This window comes from uncultured Marinobacter sp. (genome assembly GCF_947488835.1).
Taxonomy (GTDB): domain Bacteria; phylum Pseudomonadota; class Gammaproteobacteria; order Pseudomonadales; family Oleiphilaceae; genus Marinobacter.
The window spans coordinates 1-18,294 of sequence record NZ_CANLBK010000001.1; the positions used below are offsets into that span (position 1 = coordinate 1).

At 52.8% G+C, this 18,294-nt stretch carries 16 protein-coding genes; 8 read left to right on the plus strand and 8 right to left on the minus strand.

Translation table 11 applies throughout. From position 1 onward, the window contains the following. Positions 1-132 precede the first annotated feature (132 nt). The 8 genes from Q0824_RS00005 to Q0824_RS00040 form a co-directional block, all read right to left on the minus strand. Positions 133-813, minus strand: a complete 681-nt coding sequence (locus tag Q0824_RS00005; protein ID WP_298446722.1) for a HAMP domain-containing sensor histidine kinase — start codon at positions 811-813, stop codon at positions 133-135. Further along, complete coding sequence (locus Q0824_RS00010) at positions 810-2,441, minus strand: response regulator (protein WP_298446724.1); 1,632 nt, start codon at positions 2,439-2,441, stop codon at positions 810-812. The genes Q0824_RS00005 and Q0824_RS00010 overlap by 4 nt, the downstream gene beginning before the upstream one ends. Continuing rightward, positions 2,438-5,959, minus strand: a complete 3,522-nt coding sequence (locus Q0824_RS00015; RefSeq protein WP_298446725.1) for a PAS domain-containing hybrid sensor histidine kinase/response regulator — start codon at positions 5,957-5,959, stop codon at positions 2,438-2,440. The genes Q0824_RS00010 and Q0824_RS00015 overlap by 4 nt, the downstream gene beginning before the upstream one ends. Positions 5,960-6,012: 53 nt before the next feature. Then, the gene (locus tag Q0824_RS00020; RefSeq protein WP_298446727.1) at positions 6,013-6,522 is read right to left on the minus strand and encodes a hypothetical protein; all 510 of its coding nucleotides are present in this window, start codon (positions 6,520-6,522) and stop codon (positions 6,013-6,015) included. A gap of 96 nt (positions 6,523-6,618) precedes the next feature. Then, entirely contained in the window at positions 6,619-8,400 is a 1,782-nt protein-coding gene (locus Q0824_RS00025; protein ID WP_298446729.1) for a sodium:solute symporter family protein, read from the minus strand. 4 nt (positions 8,401-8,404) lie between these two features. Continuing rightward, on the minus strand, positions 8,405-8,668 hold the full coding sequence (locus tag Q0824_RS00030) for a DUF4212 domain-containing protein (protein ID WP_071268071.1): 264 nt from the start codon (positions 8,666-8,668) through the stop codon (positions 8,405-8,407). Between the two features lie 210 nt (positions 8,669-8,878). Continuing rightward, positions 8,879-9,586, minus strand: coding sequence for a 3'-5' exonuclease (locus tag Q0824_RS00035; protein ID WP_298446732.1), 708 nt, complete (start codon positions 9,584-9,586; stop codon positions 8,879-8,881). Between the two features lie 17 nt (positions 9,587-9,603). Continuing rightward, positions 9,604-11,520: a putative nucleotidyltransferase substrate binding domain-containing protein gene (locus Q0824_RS00040; RefSeq protein ID WP_298446734.1), complete on the minus strand. Its 1,917-nt coding sequence runs from the start codon at positions 11,518-11,520 to the stop codon at positions 9,604-9,606. A gap of 199 nt (positions 11,521-11,719) precedes the next feature. On the opposite strand from Q0824_RS00040, the gene smrA reads away from it, so the two are divergent. The 8 genes from smrA (at position 11,720) to mtnC (ending at position 18,276) form a co-directional block, all read left to right on the plus strand. Continuing rightward, a complete protein-coding gene (gene smrA, locus Q0824_RS00045) occupies positions 11,720-12,301 on the plus strand; it encodes a DNA endonuclease SmrA (RefSeq protein ID WP_298446735.1) in 582 nt (193 codons plus the stop codon). A gap of 73 nt (positions 12,302-12,374) precedes the next feature. Then, entirely contained in the window at positions 12,375-12,566 is a 192-nt protein-coding gene (locus tag Q0824_RS00050; protein WP_298446737.1) for a hypothetical protein, read from the plus strand. 117 nt (positions 12,567-12,683) lie between these two features. Continuing rightward, positions 12,684-13,178, plus strand: coding sequence for a (2Fe-2S)-binding protein (locus Q0824_RS00055; protein WP_298446739.1), 495 nt, complete (start codon positions 12,684-12,686; stop codon positions 13,176-13,178). A 1-nt stretch (position 13,179) separates the two neighbouring features. Next, entirely contained in the window at positions 13,180-15,384 is a 2,205-nt protein-coding gene (locus Q0824_RS00060) for a xanthine dehydrogenase family protein molybdopterin-binding subunit (protein WP_298446740.1), read from the plus strand. Between the two features lie 16 nt (positions 15,385-15,400). Beyond that, positions 15,401-16,399 (plus strand): XdhC family protein, encoded by a 999-nt coding sequence (locus tag Q0824_RS00065; protein ID WP_298449456.1) that lies wholly within the window; start codon positions 15,401-15,403, stop codon positions 16,397-16,399. Between the two features lie 4 nt (positions 16,400-16,403). Beyond that, positions 16,404-17,030 carry a methylthioribulose 1-phosphate dehydratase gene (locus tag Q0824_RS00070; RefSeq protein ID WP_298446741.1) on the plus strand — a complete coding sequence of 209 codons (627 nt, stop codon included), beginning with the start codon at positions 16,404-16,406 and terminating at the stop codon, positions 17,028-17,030. Continuing rightward, a complete protein-coding gene (locus Q0824_RS00075; RefSeq protein ID WP_298446743.1) occupies positions 17,027-17,587 on the plus strand; it encodes a cupin in 561 nt (186 codons plus the stop codon). Before Q0824_RS00070 ends, Q0824_RS00075 begins: the two co-directional genes overlap by 4 nt. After that, the gene (mtnC, locus tag Q0824_RS00080) at positions 17,584-18,276 is read left to right on the plus strand and encodes an acireductone synthase (RefSeq protein WP_298446745.1); all 693 of its coding nucleotides are present in this window, start codon (positions 17,584-17,586) and stop codon (positions 18,274-18,276) included. The genes Q0824_RS00075 and mtnC overlap by 4 nt, the downstream gene beginning before the upstream one ends. The last annotated feature ends 18 nt before the right edge of the window (positions 18,277-18,294 follow it).

The following is an 18,294-nucleotide window of genomic DNA, read 5'->3' on the forward strand; positions in this document are numbered from 1 at the left end:
CTGCGCCGATGGTAGTGTGGCATTTGCCCATGTGAGAGTAGGTCATCGTCAGACTCTTAATACCAAACCCCAGCTTCCAACGAAGCTGGGGTTTTTTTATGTCCGAAATTATAAAAATGATCGCAAAAGCAATCAGGGAAGCCATATTTCGAAAACACCACCACCTAAATCACCGCCATTGTGGAGCTTGATGTAGCCGCTTCGATCTCCTTCGTTGTGAAGGTTGGCAACGGCAGATACGAAGAAAAGGCCTAGGCTGGTACTTCCAGTATCAAAGTTCAAAGATTTGAAACTAAGGGTCCCTGTATGGTGCATACTCTCGGGGTAACCCTCTCCATCATCTTCTACCCCGATAACAAGGTAACCTCCACGTTCCGTTGCGGTTAATTTGATCTGGCTCTTTGTATACCGTATTGCGTTGTTGATGGTGTTGTTTAAGACGCCGGTAAGCAGATCTGCATCAAAGAACCCGTTGATGGCATCGGATTCAATAGAACACTCAATTCCCAACCCTTCCAGAAGTGGCGTATGCCTGGCAAGGTGTTCAGACAAGAATTCCGAGATCGGATGCTCTTCTATATGGGCTGACAGGTTGTTTTCCCCAAGTCTGTATATTCCCAGCAGCTGTACCAGATCGTTATGAATCCGCTCAGCTTCATATTGGAGGGTATTAAACTTTGAGGATTCGTTCAGCTTTGCTTCATTTTCGGTTCGTAGCTCATCCAGGGAGTTGAGCAGCATCCCAAGCGAGTTTTTCATATCATGTACTGCCAGAGCGAGAACCATAGAAAAGTCGATATTTCGGTTTTTCATGAAGTTAGTGCCTTCAGTTTTCGTTGCAGAGCCAGGTAACGCCTATATTGCCCATGCTGCTCCGGAAGGGCAGCCAAACGTCTAAGGTGATGCTGACAGCGTTCGATCAGCATATCGGCTGTACCTGTTTCTTCATATTGTTTGATTAACACCTGAACCAGATTGAGATTAAGCGCGGGGTGATTGGGGATTATCTCAAGTGCTTTAGAAAAAGTACGCTCAGCCTCTTTGAAGGCACCGGATTCGAAATCTGCGATCCCTTCCCGGTTAAGGCCGCGGGCTTTGATTTTCATACGGAAGCTGACGGGTTCGTCCAAGAGGTTTTCGATCTTTCTGGCAGCTTCAGGATCTTGACCATATCGCTCATGTAGACACCCGAGCAGCTTTATCGCTTCGCTTGCATGGTCCAGTCGATATAAGCTTTTTGCATAATCCAGCCCTGTGTCCAGATCCATAGGGCCGGTCTGGTTTACTCTGTCCCTGATGCTCTCAAGTATCGAATTGGCTTTTTCCGCCTCCCCACGCCTCGCCTTTATCCTGCATTGGATGATGAGGCTACGAAGTTCGATGACTCCGTTGTCCGAAAACTGTCTTTTCATGTTGTCTAGAACTGCAGTTGCTTCATGCGCTAATGCTTCGCTCTCTTCATCCATCTCACCGTCGCTCAGGTCACAAAGAGCTTGAGCCAGTGCGATATGGTGGTCAGAACTGTGGTGAATAGAATGGGCGCCAAGGCGAACCGTTTGCCGCCATGCATCTGCAGCTGCTTCCATGTCCTGATTGACTTCTGCCAACTCAGCCAGGTGTTTTTGTCGAAGCAGGGCGTTAGGAGAGTGAGTTGTTGCGTGCTCTAGAACCTTCTGGGCTTGACCGGAGCGATTTTGACGCTCCAGTCCCTCGGCTAGAAGATCGTAGGCCTCCATGTAATCAGGGTGGACCGTGATCAGCTTTCGCAAACTTTCAACTGCTTCATCGTAGCGATGGTTGGCAAGAAGCACCCTGTTGCGCCCGACTCGTGCCCATGAAAGTTCGCGTTGGGACAGAACGTCGTCGTACACCTTGATCGCGTGCGAGAGGTCCCCTAACAGAAAGTAGAGTTCTCCCAAGGTTTTCATCAGCCATGTTTTGTGGCGTGGCAGTCGGCTGAGGGCTGTGATGCAGAGCGAAATCGCTTCCGGAAAGTTTTCCCTGTCCATTTCACGGTTGATCGGTAGTAAGGCGTTGCGTTGGCTAATCAAGCTACTGAGGCGCTTTTCCAGCATTGTGCGGTTGATTGGTTTCGTGAGGTACGCATCTGGCTGGTATTCCCGTGCCCCCATAACCATTTCTCTGGAAGACTCCGAGGTAACCATGAGAAAAAGCGAGGACCGTTTCAGAAGCTTTTTATGACGAAGCTCCTCAAGAATGTGTTGACCGTTTTTGCCCTTGCCCAGGTTGTAATCACAGAGCACTACATCTACGTGGTTGTAGGTGCAGTAATCTATGGCGGGTTTGGCATGGGCGACCAGTTCAATATTATCGGCGCCGCAGCTGCGAAGCATGTGGCGCATGGAAATCCTGAAGTTCTCGAAATCGTCAACCACCAGATAAGAGAGCTTCGCGAACACACTCTTGACAGGGGCACTCATGAGCGTTTTTGCTTCAGTAACTTGTTCACCAAGGCTCTCAAGGCTGCTGGCTTAACTGGCTTGTAGAGAATCTGGTAACCACGATCAATCGCGTCATCCCGTACTTCTGGAGCCATATACCCGGTTATCAGAATGCCTGGTACGACGTGTTGTACCGATTCACGTATGGCATCCATTGCGTCCAGCCCGTTTTTGTTGTCATCAAGCTGGTAATCCGCAAGTATGATGTCGGGCTGCATACCCCCAAGCTTTTCCAGAGCGGTATCCAGGCTTTCAGCAGGGGTGATGTCGCATCCCCAGTTCCCTAACAAGGCGACCATTCCCTGCAGTATTGCAGGGTCGTTGTCGATGCACAGAACGTTCAGGCCACTTAGGCTGGAAACGCGCCGAGACGTTTTTGCGGCAATTTTCTCCGTGGCTTGGTGTGCCTCTACAGCTTGCGCGAGGGGAACTGTTATGGCAAAGACACTGCCTTTGCCCTGTACGGATTGGACATTTACAGGATAGTTCAACATGCCGCTGATACGGTCGACAATTGCCAGGCCCAGACCGAGACCTTTTTTGTCTCTTCCGTGTTGAAAGCGGCGAAACTCCTCAAAAATCAAGGTTAATTGATCTTCGGGTATGCCCGGACCAGTATCCCAAACCTCGATGCGCAGGTAGCCCTTCAGGCGCCTGCAGCCCATCAGGATTTTGCCTTGTGTCGTATAGCGAATTGCGTTGGAGAGGAAGTTTTGTATCACCCGCCGGAGCAGTTTCGAGTCTGAGTAGATCCATGCGGTGCTTGGTACTACATGCAGCTTGAGGCCTTGATCTTCTGCAATCGCTGTAAAGTCTGTTGCCAGATGGCGCATGATATCGTTAACCGGGAATACTCCTAGGTCTGGTTCCAGTGCGCCTGCGTCGAGCTTGGAAATATCGAGAAGGGTGCTGATGATCTCTTCCGCTGCTCCGAGTGAACTGTCGATGTGGTCGACAAGTTCTTCTGTCTCAGGACTGCTGGCTTTACCTGCAAGTGCTGAAGTAAAAAGGCGAGCAGCATTCAGAGGCTGTAAGAGGTCGTGACTGGCGGCCGCCAGAAAGCGGGTTTTACTTTGGTTCGCTTTCTCCGCAACCGACTTGGCTTTTAGCATCTGCTCGTTGATAACTTGCAGTTCCTGGGTTCTCTCTTTAACCCGCTGTTCAAGATAGGTGTTCGTTTCTTTGAGCGCCTGCTCAGTGCGGCGCATGGCTGTAACATCCTGGAATGTCGTTACATAACCGCCGCCGGGGATTGGGCTGCCATCTATCTTGACGACGGTTCCGTCTGGCCTCTGGCGCTCGTAGGATATACGTTTGCCTTCTCGCATGCTGGCATAGTGGTCTGAAATGATTTCATCAATACGCCGTGCTGGTAGGTGGACGTTTGTCAGGTTGTAGCGCATCAGATCTTCTGCAGGTCTACCGGCTTTTACAAAACCTTTCGGATAGCTGAATAGCTCAAGGTATCGTTGATTCCAGACGACCACCTGCTGTTGCTGGTTGACCACTGACACGCCAAGGCTAATGTTCTCAATAGCGGATTGCAGCAGCTCTCGGCTGAACGTCATGGCTTGCGAGGCTTCGTCGACGATGCTAACCACGTCTTCGATCTGCATATCGCGGCCCGTGAGGGTTGATTCCAAGACGACCCTTGCGGTAGAGGCCCCGATTACCGAGGCAAGCTGTCGCTCTACGTATTTCATCAAATGGGAGGATGCAGGGCGGTGCAGGTGAAGCCTCACCGCATTGCGGCGCTCATAATTATGAAAAATTGTTTCAGAGCGCTCCTCGCCCATAAACCTGTCGCTAAGTGCCTGAAGGTCTGATGTGAGTATTTCACCTTGCCAGCTCTGGTGATGGACGGTGTCGCCTTTCGGGTGAGGGTCTTGAAAGAACGAGGCAATCTGAATCTTCTCGCGCACCCTTTGCCGCGTGACTAGCGACAGCAGGACGTAAACCAGAGTGTTTGTTCCCAAGCTCCAGATAATGCCGTGACTGGTCTCGTCGAGGTCCAGCCCGAACAGCGCGGTTGGTCTGGTCCAACTCAGGCCCCACATGCCTTCGTTGATGAGTGAATCGCTAAACCAGCCTGTTGATGCAAGTGCGGGCAGCAGAAGGGTGTAACACCAGATGAAAAAGCCAAGCCCCAGACCCCAGGCGGCGCCTGTGGCATTCCCGCGCCGCCACAGAATGCCTCCTACTAATGCTGGCCCAAATTGTGCCGCTGCTGCGAAAGACAAAAGCCCGAACGACGTCAGGCTGTAATCTGCTCCTGCCATACGGTAAAAGCCGTAAGCCGTAAGCAGAACCACAAAAATTGCCACCCTGCGGATTCCCAATAGAAGGGAACTTAGATCGGCCTGCCGATTCATCCGAGGCCGGAAAAATTTGAGTAGAGCCGGCATGATGATTTCATTGCTTACCATGGTGGCGATCGCGACGGAGCATACGATAACCATGGCGGCAGCTGCCGACCCGCCTCCGAGGAAGGCGAGAATCGCCAGCCACTCTTTGCCAGCCATGATTGGTAGCTGAAGAATGAGGATGTCCGGGTTGCTCGCGATTGCTCCTGGTGCCAAAAGACCAGCCGCTGCAATGGGCAGAACGAAGGCGCTGGCAACAATGAGATATACGGGCATTGCCCAGCGTGCGACTTCGAAGTCCCGATGATCGGCGTTCTCGACCACCATTACGTGGAATTGTCTGGGCAGACAGATGATGGCAAGCATTGCAACGAGTGTCTGGGTGATGAAAGCAGGAGCCTCAAGGCCATCGGTTGTAAGAATGCCAGTTAGATCTGCTTGCTTTACATTGCTCACCAAATCGCCAAAGCCATTATAAAGCCCATATCCAACGAAAAGCCCAACGGCCACAAAGGCAATAAGTTTAATCAGTGATTCAAAGGCCACGGCCTGAATCATGCCGCGGTGGTGCTCGGTAGATTCCAGATGACGGGTGCCAAAAAGAACGGTAAATGCGGTGAGAGCGAGGGTGATGTACCAGGCAGCGTCACTCCATGCCGCAGTACTTAGCTGTTGGGCTCCGGTTCCGGTGTTGGACAGCACGCTAAAGCCCATGGCGATTGCTTTCAGCTGCAGAGCTATATACGGCACGCTACCAATCAGAGCAAAGGCGGCGATCATAGCTGCCAATAGCTGGGATTTGCCATAGCGAGACGCAATGAAGTCTGCGATAGAGGTACTGTTGTTGCGCTTACTTATATAGATGATGCGTCGTAGCAGTGGTGCACCGAATACAAAGACCAGCAAGGGGCCGAGATAGATAGGCAGAAATCCAAGACCTTCCTGAGTGGCCCGGCCTACTGCGCCATAGAACGTCCAAGAGGTGAAGTAGACTGCCAGCGACAGCGAGTAAACGTGCGTTCTGGCAAGGCGCCGACTATAAAGCCCCGGATGTTTATCACCCGCCCAGGCGATGATAAACAGGATTGATATGTAGGTGATGGAAATTAAAACCAGCAGCCAGACACTAATCATAGTTCTTTATTTCCGTCAGGTAGGGCAGGTTACCTGGTCTCCGTACCAGAATATCAGCTTGAACATACCGTTGAATAAAGTTTGTCGTTTCGTTCCAAAACCTTGAGGTTATCTATCCGCGGTGTTCCATCGGAGCCCAGAGGGACGAGTTCGCGGGTCGCACAGTTAATGATTTGGACCCTGTGAGATACCGAATCCGTTATCTTCTGTTCGAAGCGATACAGTGTAAATCTGACGATATCAGAATTGCGGGTATCTTCTCGGCTGATGCTGTCTGTATCCACGGTGGAGAAAGCGGTCACATACGGGTAGGCCAGGGACCAAGGCCGCCAGAAGATGCCTTTTCGCTCTGTACTCACGACCACGGCTTCATCTGGCAGGCGCGACTGTTTGTGGTCAAACCAGGTGTATTCTCCATAGATCAAATACCCAAGCATACCGATACCGGCAAATACCGGAATAATCCATTTAGGCGCCATGTTACGGGTTGCAGCGCGGATGCCCAGAGCGATACCGGCGGCACCCAGCCCGCAGAAGACGGTGGCGACAAGAGTCCAGAACATAAAATATTTTCCTTAAAAAAGAACGGGCTCCCTCATTGAGGAAGCCCGTCCAGAACAACCTGACAACTCGATGAGTCAATCAGGTCAGAGTGTTGCTTAGTGGTCTTGAGCTTGTCCGGCACCGCGGGGGTAACGAACGCTTTCAACCAGTTCCTGAATCTCAACGGGCGGCTCTTCAGTCGCATTTGCTACAACAAAGGCTACCGCAAAGTTGACCAACGCACCAATAGCACCGATCGACAGTGGAGAGATACCAAACACCCAGTTTGCAGGTGTATCCGCAAGGTTAGCTGTGCCTGGGATGAAGAACCATCCTTTGTACACAAAGATGTACGAAAGAGTGAATACCAGACCGCTCAACATGCCCGCAATAGCGCCGGTATTGTTAATGCGCTTGGAGAATATACCCATCATCAGGGCCGGGAACAACGAGGCTGCTGCGATACCAAAAGCCAGTGCTACAACCTGTGCTGCAAACCCTGGGGGATTGGCGCCGAGGTAGGTTGCAACAACAATCGCAACGGCCATGGAGATGCGGGCTGCCAGCAATTCGCCCTTATCTGTGATGCCCGGATTGATTGAGCCCTTAATCAAGTCGTGACTGATTGCCGAAGATATCGCTAGTAGTAGACCTGCCGCTGTTGATAGTGCCGCAGCAAGGCCGCCTGCAGCAATCAAGCCGATAACCCAACCAGGAAGGTTGGCGATTTCGGGGTTGGCGAGTACGATAATGTCGCGATTCACATCCAGCTCATTGCCTTCCCAGCCGCGAGCTTCAGCCTGAGGCTGGAACGCCTGGGCGGCTTCGTCGGATCCGTCGTTATACATCTGGATGCGGCCGTCTTCGTTTTTATCCACGTACTTGATCAGGCCAGTAACTTCCCACTCTTTAACCCACTGAGGGCGATCCTCATATCGAATCGGCTCTGCAGCAGTGCCATCCGGGTAAACGGTTGTCATCAGGTTCAGGCGAGCCATGGACGCAACAGCAGGCGCTGTCAGGTACAGTAGGGCAATAAACACCAGTGCCCAGCCAGCAGACCAGCGCGCATCAGCAACCTTCGGTACTGTGAAGAAGCGGATAATAACGTGGGGAAGGCCGGCTGTACCGATCATAAGGGTCAGGGTGAACAGAACCATGTTCAGGTGGCTGTCAACGTCTGCAGAATATTCACTGAAACCAACATCAGTAATAACCTGATTCAGTTTGTCGAGAATCGGCATTCCGGAATCGATGTGTGTTGAGAACAGACCCAGTGCCGGAATGGGGTTGCCAGTCAGCTGGAAGGAGATGAATACGGCCGGAATTGTATAGGCAACGATCAGTACGCAGTACTGGGCAACCTGAGTGTAGGTAATGCCTTTCATGCCGCCAAGTACGGAATAGATGAAGATAACGACCGCAGCGATCATCAGGCCTGTTGTGGAATCAACTTCGAGAAAGCGAGAGAAAGCTACGCCGGCACCCGCCATCTGGCCGATTACGTAGGTAAGGGATGCAACAATCAGGCAGATTACAGCAACCAGGCGGGCTTTTTTGCTATAGAAACGATCGCCGATAAACTCCGGAACCGTAAATTTGCCGAACTTGCGCAGGTAGGGAGCAAGTAGCATCGCTAACAGAACGTATCCGCCCGTCCAGCCCATCAGATAGGCGGAGCTTGCGTAACCACTGGCGGCAATAATACCGGCCATGGAGATAAAGGATGCTGCAGACATCCAGTCGGCACCGATAGCCATGCCGTTTGTGATGGGGTGAACTCCACCGCCAGCAACATAAAAGTCTTTGGTGCTTCCGGCCTTGGCCCAAACAGCGATGAGTATGTAGATGAGGAAGGACCCACCTACAAACATGATGTTGATTGCAAATTGGCTCATAAACTTACTCCTCGTCCACGCCGAATTGTTTATCGAGTCTGTTCATGCGCCACGCGTAGTGGAAGATAAGTGCAATGAACGTGAGGATGGAGCCCTGTTGAGCAAACCAGAAGCCCAGATCGGTGCCGCCGATAGGTATGCCGGAGAGCATAGGGCGCAGAACGATTCCAAAGCCGTAAGAGACCAGAGCCCAGACAATCAGGCTCCCAAATATTAAGCGAAGATTCGCCTTCCAGTACTTTTCAGCATCGTAGCTATGACCTGACATTAGGATTACTCCTGTCTTGTTGTTGTTTGTCTGCAGTGGGTATTTGGTGAGCTGAGAGAGCCAGAGAGATTGTTATTCATATTAGTATTTCCCCTACTTGTTCTCTTGACTGACTCTACCGGTAAGGTGATATATAGATATTGGCAAAAAGTCTAATTATGAGTAAAGAGTGGTAGCAGACGTCGGTTTTAGAAGGGATTATCGGCGAGATCACACACCATGAATGCTTTGTAGCCGGCGGTGATAGCGTAGTTTGTCGTGCAAGTGTTTTAGGGTTTTCAGGCCGCTTTTGTTGGCCCTGTTTAGCGCGATGAGGGTTAGCTCGGCAGTCGCCAGGGCGTCTGAGGCCGCGTGGTGCCTTGCACTGACCTCAAGGCCAAAAAAATCAGCCCAGTGATCAAGCCCTTTGCCTCCGGTGGGGGCATCCGGAAAGAATGCCGGTAACAGATCTGCCACATCCATCCATGTATGGTTTCGGGTATACCCGAGCTCAGCTTTGAGGGTTTTCTCCAAAAACTTTTGATCAAATGCAGAGTGGTATGCGAGCACCGGATCACCGTTCATCCATTCCAGCAAAAACAGTAACGCATCCTCAGTTTCATGGCCTTGAGTGAGAGCTTCCGGCCCAATACCATGAATCAATACTGTTTCGGTAATGTCCAGTTCAGGGCGCCTCAAAATCAGATCAAATTGGTCGCTGAGATCTATAGCCCCTCCGTTGATGGCGACTGCGCCGACTGCGATGACTTCATCCTTGCCAGCATTTAAGCCGGTGGTCTCGAGATCCAGAACGATCAGGCGACACTCTGAAAGGAGCTGATCCCCCGGGGTTTTGGGAGTAGGCGTATTCTCTGGGGCAGTGCTGCCCGATTGACCAGAGCGATGGCGTGCAATCCACTGTTTGATCTGTTTCAGCATGGGGCAGCGGCCTGAATTCAGAGTTGATAGGTAACTTCGAGTTTCTGTTGCAGGCGTTGGGCCTGCCGGAAAGACTCGCGGAGAATCCGCCTGTCCAGCGGGTTCAGATCGTCCGGATCGATGTAGTTGGTGAGCTCTTCTCCTCGTTCCAGCATTTCCTGGTGGGAGCGCATGCGAATGGCCTGTATAAGGCTGTAGGCGTCTTTCCATGCGTTGGCATCCTTGATATCAAAAACGCCTGCTTGGGCAAGATCGTCCATTCTTTCAAGTGTGTTTGCGCTTTTGATTCCATTAGCCAGCGCAAACACTCGCACTGATTCTACGAAGGGCGCAAGGCCTTGGCGCTTCAAATCCAGGCTGCGCTTGTTTCCGTCTGTGACATAGCGAAAGTTGCGAAACATGGTTAGCGGCGGTTTTCTCTGAAATGCGTTGCCTGCCAGCATTTTCTGGAACAGCGCGTTCTTCTGGATTCTCGAGAGCACTTTTGCAAGGAGCTCATCCAGGGAATCTGTTGGGCCAAAAATAGCTCTCATATCCAGGAAAATGGATGAATACACAAGGTTTTGTGGGGTGGAGGCATCTATGAATCGGATGAACCAATCATCCCATTCGCGGTCGCTCAAACACAGCTTGGGGTTGCTGGCCATGATGTTGCCCTGGCACAGAGTGAATCCGCACTCCGCAAGCTCATCGTTAACGGTTCGGGCAAACGGCAGTAGTTTTTCACGTACCTGATCTTCCGTCATTCCATCGGGTGTCTGGAAAAGAATGCCGTTATCCTGATCGGTCAGCAGGGTTTGCTCTTGCCGGCCCTCACTGCCAAATGTGAGCCAGGTAAAGGGTATTCCCGGGTCGTTTTTCTGGATATTCAGTTCAAGCACGCGCCGCACAGTAACGTCGTTAAGCGTGGTGATGATCTTTACAACTTGCCCGGAATCGGCACCGTGGGCCAGCATGGCATCCACCAGTCGCGAAACGTCGGTACGCAGGCTGACCAGAGTTCTCAAATGGGTAGCGGTGCCAATGGTCCTGGCAAGGCTGACCAGATCGACCCGTTGCAGGGAAAACAGGTCACGTTCCGACACCATTCCAATCAGGCAATTGTTCTCGTCCACCAGGCACAAATGCGAAAAATGGTGCTCTGCCATCAGCATGGCTGCCGCAAAGGCATCTGCAGTTGCGGGGAGGCAACAGGGGCTTTTCGTCATGATCTGGCGCACCGGAGCGTCCAGAGAGCAGGTGTCTTCTGCAATCATGGTGCGTAAGTCCCGAAGGGTGAAAATTCCTGCGGGATGTCGGTTGTCATCGGTGATGACAATACTGCCAACGTTGTTTTCATGCATGAGGGCAACCGCTTTGCGTATGGGCAAATCCGGAGTGCATACAATCGGATTGCGAAGCGCATAACGGTCAAGAGGCGTGCTCAAAGATATGCTGGACCCCATGGAGACCATGGCGCCGGTTTGTATGCGCTGGTTTACTTGATCAAGCAGGCTGCTGACACCGCGCAAGCAGAAGTCACGGAAGGGTTCGCTTTCGGAAATCAGCGTAATAAAAGCATCCTGTTCGATGCTGAGGCAGAAGGTGTCGCCGGCGGCGCGGTGTAGTGTACGGGTGGGCCGTTCGCCCACAATGGCCGCCAGGGGAAAGCACTCGCCTATGCTGATTTCAAACGTGGTTTCTGTTTTATCTGCTTTCTCATTATGGCGCTCTCCACGAATCCGCCCCTGTTTAACAACGTAGAATCTGTTAACAACGCCATCTTCGGCCGCAAGAACAACATCGCCATCGGCATAGAAACGCAGCGTGGAATGTTCTGCAAAGTGCGCAAGATGGTCATCATCCATGTTCGAGAAGGGTGCATGTGCTTGCAGGAAGACCATGATGGAGCGGGTATTCTGCGGGCGACTGTTGTCCTGATTTGCTGCTGCCATGGCCAATCCGCTCATTCGTTATTATTGTGAGTTTACAGTGTAGTTCACTGGCGCGCGCGTCCACCCTACGATGTTGGTCGCACCCGCGATCGATCAGTGGATGCTTGGGGGCAGGTACAGGCAACCCTCCGACTTTCTTTATGGAAAGTGTGGCGGGTGGTAAAGTTCCCTCATTCTGCAGGTTATTGAAAGCACGACCATGACTACCAAAAATGATCGCCTCAGCTTTCTTGAGGAAATGAAAGACGTTCGGCGCATCCGAAAGCCCAATCGCGCTGAGATAACGACGCCCCGTGAATTGACGCCCGGTCATTTGGAGCGTCAGCGATCTGCCGTGGAAACAACGTTCAGAGACGCAAATCCACTAACCTCCGACATTGTTGAACCCCTAACCGCTCACGACATCCTCAGTTGGCAACGCTCAGGGATTCAAAATGGCGTCTTCCGTAAGCTCCGGCTTGGGCAATACCCGATCGAGGCAAGGCTGGATCTTCACCGGATGACGGTTGAGCAGGCTCGCAAAGAGGTTTTCCAGTTTGTTGAGGATTGTGTCCGCTATGGCCTGCGGTCCGTCATAATTCTTCACGGCAAAGGCGAGCGGAATCCTGATGGAGTGGCACAGCTCAAAAGCTATCTTGCCAAGTGGTTGCCAGAACTCTTGGCTGTAATGGCGTTCCATTCGGCCCAAAAGCGCCATGGAGGGACCGGAGCGGTATATGTCATGGTGCGCAAGAGCGACAGGGAAAAGCAGCATAACCGGGAGTTATATGGGACAAGTTAGCACTATGCGCTTTGTTTCGTGCCCTGAGGGCTGAAATCAGCTCCACACCCCAAACTGAATTGAGGAGTTTTCGATGAAAAAAATTGCACTGATAATGTTTGCGGTTGTCGCGCTGGCGGGATGCAAAGACCGTGTGATCTGGGATGACAAAGGCAAAATTGAAGAAAAGACCCAGAATCGTGAGATTTGGGATTCGAAAGGCAAGATGAATACAGAAGACCGTGAAGTGTGGGTTAATAAAGACGGCGAGGAAGTTGTGAAGTAACGCCTGTACAGAAGGCGATAAAACAGTTTTCTGGTACATAAAACAAGAAGCCTGAGTAGTGCATCTGGAGAGTACGCCTGAATAGCACGCCGGGACAAACAGTGGGAGTAAACAGGCATGGCACTGAGCCTTACAGTTAACGGCGAGCAGCGGTCGCTGGATGTTGAGGGTGATACCCCCCTATTGTGGGTATTACGTGATGAGCTCGGGCTTAAAGGCACCAAGTTTGGATGTGGTGTGGGGCTTTGCGGTGCCTGCACTGTGCACCTGAATGGGCAGCCAGTGCGTTCCTGTTCAACACCGGTAGAGGTGGCCACCGGTGGTGAGGTAACAACCATAGAAGGCTTGGCAGAAGAGGGCCAGTTGCACGCCCTGCAAAAAGCATGGATTGCAGAGGGGGTGCCCCAGTGTGGCTACTGCCAGTCTGGCCAGATAATGAGTGCTGCACATCTTCTTGCAACCAATCCGGCGCCTGCCCGGGACGATATTGTTGCAGCCATGACCGGCAACCTTTGCCGCTGTGGCACCTACTCTCGAATCATTGCCGCAGTTGAGTCAGTGGCAGGAAGTTCTCTGGCATACGATGCTTCTGTGTCTGGAGAGGGAAACTGATATGACGATGAACCGACGTGATTTTCTAAAGGTGGGTGCAGGTGCATCCGGGTCATTGATGCTGTCTCTCTCACTCCCTGGTTGTTCCGGAATGCCGACAGGCTACAAAGAGGAAACGGGTGAGTGGAAACCGGATGCCTGGCTTGAGATAACGAATACGGACGAAATTCATTTTACCCTGGCCCGAGTTGAAATGGGGCAGGGTACCTATACCGGCCTGACCACTCTGATTGCAGAAGAGCTGGAAGTTGACCCGGAGGCGATCACCCCCAGGTTCGCGCCAGTGGCACCGGAATATCGTAACCCTTTGTACAAGCTGCAGCTCACAGGGGGCAGTACCAGTATATCCACCAGCTGGGAACCGCTACGGATGGCCGGGGCTTCGGCGCGGCAAATGCTCATTTTGGCAGCTGCCAGGGTTTGGAATGTGGATGCGGACAAGTGCACCGCACGCCAAGGCCGAGTATTTCACCCCAATGGCCTGGATTCCATGCGCTACGGACAGTTGGTAGAACTGGCCTCCAAAGAGATTATTCGCGGAGATGTTGCACTGAAACCTGCCAGTGAGTGGAAGTACATTGGCAAGCAGCGAGGCAGGCTTGATGCCCGTGCAAAGTCCACAGGCACCGCAGTTTACGGCATAGATGTTGAACTCCCGGGCATGGTTTATAGCGTGGTAAGCCGGCCGCCCCAGCACGGTGGCCGTGTAAAGGCTTTCAATGAAAGTGAAGTTCGCGCCATGCTCGGTGTTCTTGATGTGTTTGAGATTGAGCGCGGTGTGGCCATTGTTGCCGACAAGTACTGGCGTGCCCGAAAAGCCCAGAACGCGTTGAAAGTAGAATGGGACAACTTGGATGCCTTCTCGCTTTCCACTAGCGAGGTGTTTGATTCCTACCGAAAGGCCGCCGATGAAGATCGCGGCAAGTCAGAGCGTAGCGAAGGCGACTATGAGGGTGCGGTTAAAAAAGCAGGGAGGGTATTTGAGGCGGAGTACAGTCAGCCCTACCTGGCCCATTCAACGCTGGAACCGATGAACGCCACGGCGTGGTACAAAGGTGACAGCATCGAAGTTTGGGCGCCTACACAGGCTCCGGATCTGGGCCGTATAGCGGCTGCCCGGGTAACCGACCTTTCACCAAGTGATGTCACGATTCATACCACGTTTATTGGTGGCGGATTCGGTCGTCGCTTGACCCAGGATTTTATTGAAGAAGCAGCTGCAGTTGCTTATCGGGTGAAGCAACCGGTGAAGCTGATTTGGTCGCGTGAAGAGGATACGCAACACGACCTGTATCGCCCAGCCATGCTGCACAGAATGCAGGCCGGTATTGAGGCTGGGGAGCTGTCAGGCTGGCATCACCAGATCGTTGGTCCTCAGCTGCTGGACTGGTACGTGCGGAATGCCGCACCGGCGCAATACCCCTGGGCACCAAAGTTTATGTACGACACCCTTGGCAAAGTTGGTTTGTTAGCCGAAGGGATAGCAACCCCCAAGGATATGTCTGCGATTGAGGGGGCGATAGAGTACCCCTACAACGTGGACAACATAGACATCCGCCACACTCATACAGACCCGGGTGTACCTGTGACTTTCTGGCGCTCAGTTGGTTACTCGCATAATGGATTTGCTGTTGAAACCTTCATGGATGAACTGGCGCACGAAGTTGGGGAAGATCCTTACCGGTTCCGCCGCAACCTGCTTGCAGATCAACCGCGTCATCTGGAAGTGCTCGATAGAGCAGTGCGACTGGCTGATTGGGACACTCCTGTCGCGGAAGGTCGCGGCAGAGGCATAGCGCTATTCAAGAGTTTTGGAACCTTTGTGGCGCAGGTTGTAGAAGCCGGCGTGGAGAACGGAGTCATCAAGGTTTACAGGGTCACCTGCGCTGTGGACTGCGGCCAAGTGGTTAACCCCCGTATTGTGCAAGATCAGATAGAAGGCGGGATTATCTTTGGACTTACTGCAGCGCTGTACGGCGAGATAACCTTTGAGGGTGGCCGGGTGCAGCAGAGCAACTTCCACGACACTCAGCTAATGCGGCAGTACGAGCGGCCAGAAGTTACGGTGGATATAGTGCCGAGTACCGAAGGCCCTACCGGTGTTGGCGAGCCTGGAGTGCCGCCGGTTATCCCTGCTCTGGGCAATGCGCTGTTCGCACTGACTGGCAAACGTCAGCGTACTCTGCCTTTGAAAGCAGATGCCTGACACCCCATCACCACAGATGACCGGTGGCCATGGGTCAGTAATCCAAGATGTATTATCGTGGCTTGAGCAAGGCAGGCGGGTGTGGCTCTGTACTATTGTGGAAACCTGGGGCTCATCGCCTCGGCCCGCAGGCTCCTGGCTGGCGGTTAGTGATGCAGGGCAGTGGAGTGGTTCGGTGTCTGGCGGCTGCCTGGAAGAGGATCTCCTGCGCCGTACGGTAGAAGAGGGCGCGGACTACCCGCTGGTGGTGGACTATGGCATTACCGACAGTGATCGTGACGATTTCCAGTTGCCCTGTGGCGGCTGCATCCGGTTAATGGTGGAACCCTTGGGCGCGGTAGCTAGCGCAAACAGTGCTCTGGAACATGTGCGCCAGCTGGCGGAAACCTTGAAGAGCCGCCAGCCCGTCTCTCGCAGAGTCAGCCTGCAGGGCATTGTTGAACTGGAAATGCCGGGGCCAACTGCTCGGCCGGGCATTGTGTTTGATGGTGAAGAACTGCTCCAGACACTGCAGCCGGAGTGCAGGTTACTCCTGATCGGGGCTGGTGAGGTGGCGCGTTATGTAGCTGAATTTGCGACTGCCGCGGATTTCACCGTAACCCTTTGCGAGCCGCGGGAAGCTTTTTCCTCTGGTTGGGGGTATCCGCACCTGCCACTCGACCGGCGCTTGCCAGATGATCTGGTCGCCGAGTCCTTTAATGATAGCTGGTGCGGCGTCTTGGCTCTGGCTCATGATCCGAGAATAGACGATATGGGACTGCTGGCGGCCTTGCAGTCGCCGGCATTTTACGTGGGTGCTATGGGCTCAAAACGAACCTCTGATACCCGACGGGAGCGGTTGTTATCGCTGGGGATTAGTGAGGCTGATTTGCAGCACCTCAGGGCACCGATTGGCATTAACATTCCCAGCAAAACCCCTGCAGAAATTGCCATTTCTATAGTTGCTGATCTGATTACAGCACGGCATCATTTGCGTATAACTCATGAGCCATGCCCTTCACCATTTGGAAAGTAAAACCGTGTTTGATGTAAACCAATACTCTGTTGTTGCCGAATCTATAGTGGATGCCGGGCGTTTTCTGTACGAGCGGGGCTGGTCTCCGGCCACAAGCAGCAATTACTCTGCCCGAGTAGACCAGGATCATATTGCCATTACAGTGTCCGGTCGCCACAAAGGGCAGTTGGGTGCAGGTGATGTCATGGTGGTCGATCTTCAGGGCAGGCCGGTACAGAGTAACAGCCGCGCCTCTGCAGAAACCTTGTTACACACAGCGCTGTATCAGGTTTTTCCGGATGCTGGCGCGGTTCTTCACACCCACTCTGTGAATGCGACAGTGCTAAGCAGGCTGGTAACTGCTGGGGAACATTTAAGTTTTGAAGGCTATGAACTGCAAAAAGCGTTTGATGGTGTGGAAACCCACGAAACAGCTGTAACGGTTCCGGTTTTTGATAACACTCAGGATATTGAAGCTTTGGCCAGAGACACCCGGGAGTGGTTCCTCAAACATCCTGAACAACCCGGTTACCTGATTCGCGGGCACGGGCTATATACATGGGGCAAAACCATGGCCGATTGCCTGCGGCATGTGGAAGCCTTTGAATTTTTATTCGAGTGTGAGCTCGCAACCATGAGGGTTCGCCCATGACGACATTGAGTGTTTTTGACGCCCAAAACCCGGAAGCTGCACCGGCAGTCACCCGGGATTCTGGTGAAATAGCGGCGCTGCTGAAAAGCAGGGGCGTTCGTTTTGAACGCTGGCCAACCCAGAGCCTGCCGGCGGATGCAGCACCGGAGCAGATTCTGCAAGCCTACAGCGCTGAGATTGCGAAGCTGAAGGCAGAAAGCGGTTTTCAGACCGCCGATGTGATCAGTCTGAATCCGGATAATCCCCAGAAAGGCGCGTTTCGCAAGAAGTTTCTGGATGAGCACACCCACAGCGAAGATGAAGTGCGATTTTTCGTGCGCGGGCAGGGCATATTCTATTTGCATCTTGGCGATCAGGTATTTGCGGTTCAGTGTCAGAAAAACGACCTGATCAGCGTGCCGGAAGGCACCAGACACTGGTTTGATATGGGGCCGGAGCCTGAGTTTACCTGTATTCGCCTGTTTACCAATCCTGAAGGCTGGGTTGCGGATTTCACCGGAGATGATATTGCCGGGCAATTACCGCGCTATGAAGCACTGGAAGGAGAGACGCTATGATTCGCGTAATTCTTACGGACATTGAAGGCACTACCAGTTCAATATCCTTTGTGCACGATGTGCTTTTTCCCTATGCCGCCGAACACCTGCCGGAATTTGTACGCGAACACTGGGATAGCCCCGAAGTGTCGGAACAACTGGATGGAGTGGCAGAAGAGTCCGGCGCAGACCGCGAGGATGCCGGGGCATTGATCGAAGCACTTCAGGGGTGGATTTGTGAAGACCGCAAGGCTACATCGCTCAAGGCGCTTCAGGGCATGGTTTGGGAGCAGGGCTACCAACAAGGTGAGCTCAACGGCCATATCTACGAAGACGCCGCTCAGTACCTGCAGCACTGGCATGATCGTGGCCTGCGATTGTACGTTTATTCGTCTGGTTCGGTAAAAGCCCAAAAGCTTATTTACGGCTTTACCACATCTGGCGATTTCACACCGTTTTTCTCTGGTTATTTCGACACCCGGATTGGTGGCAAGAGAGAGCCGGAAGCCTACCGGAACATTCTTGAGGAACTCGGTGTAGAGGGCGCGACTGTCCTGTTTCTCTCGGATGTTGAGGCTGAGCTTGTGGCAGCAGAGGCCGCAGGTATGAAAACTGCCTGGTTGATCCGGGATGGTGATTTGCCCGAAACAGAGCGTTTTGTCGCCCGGGATTTCGCCGAGGTGGACGCTGCCCTGCTGCGGAAGCGGTAGTCGTTCGCTCGCGAGCAC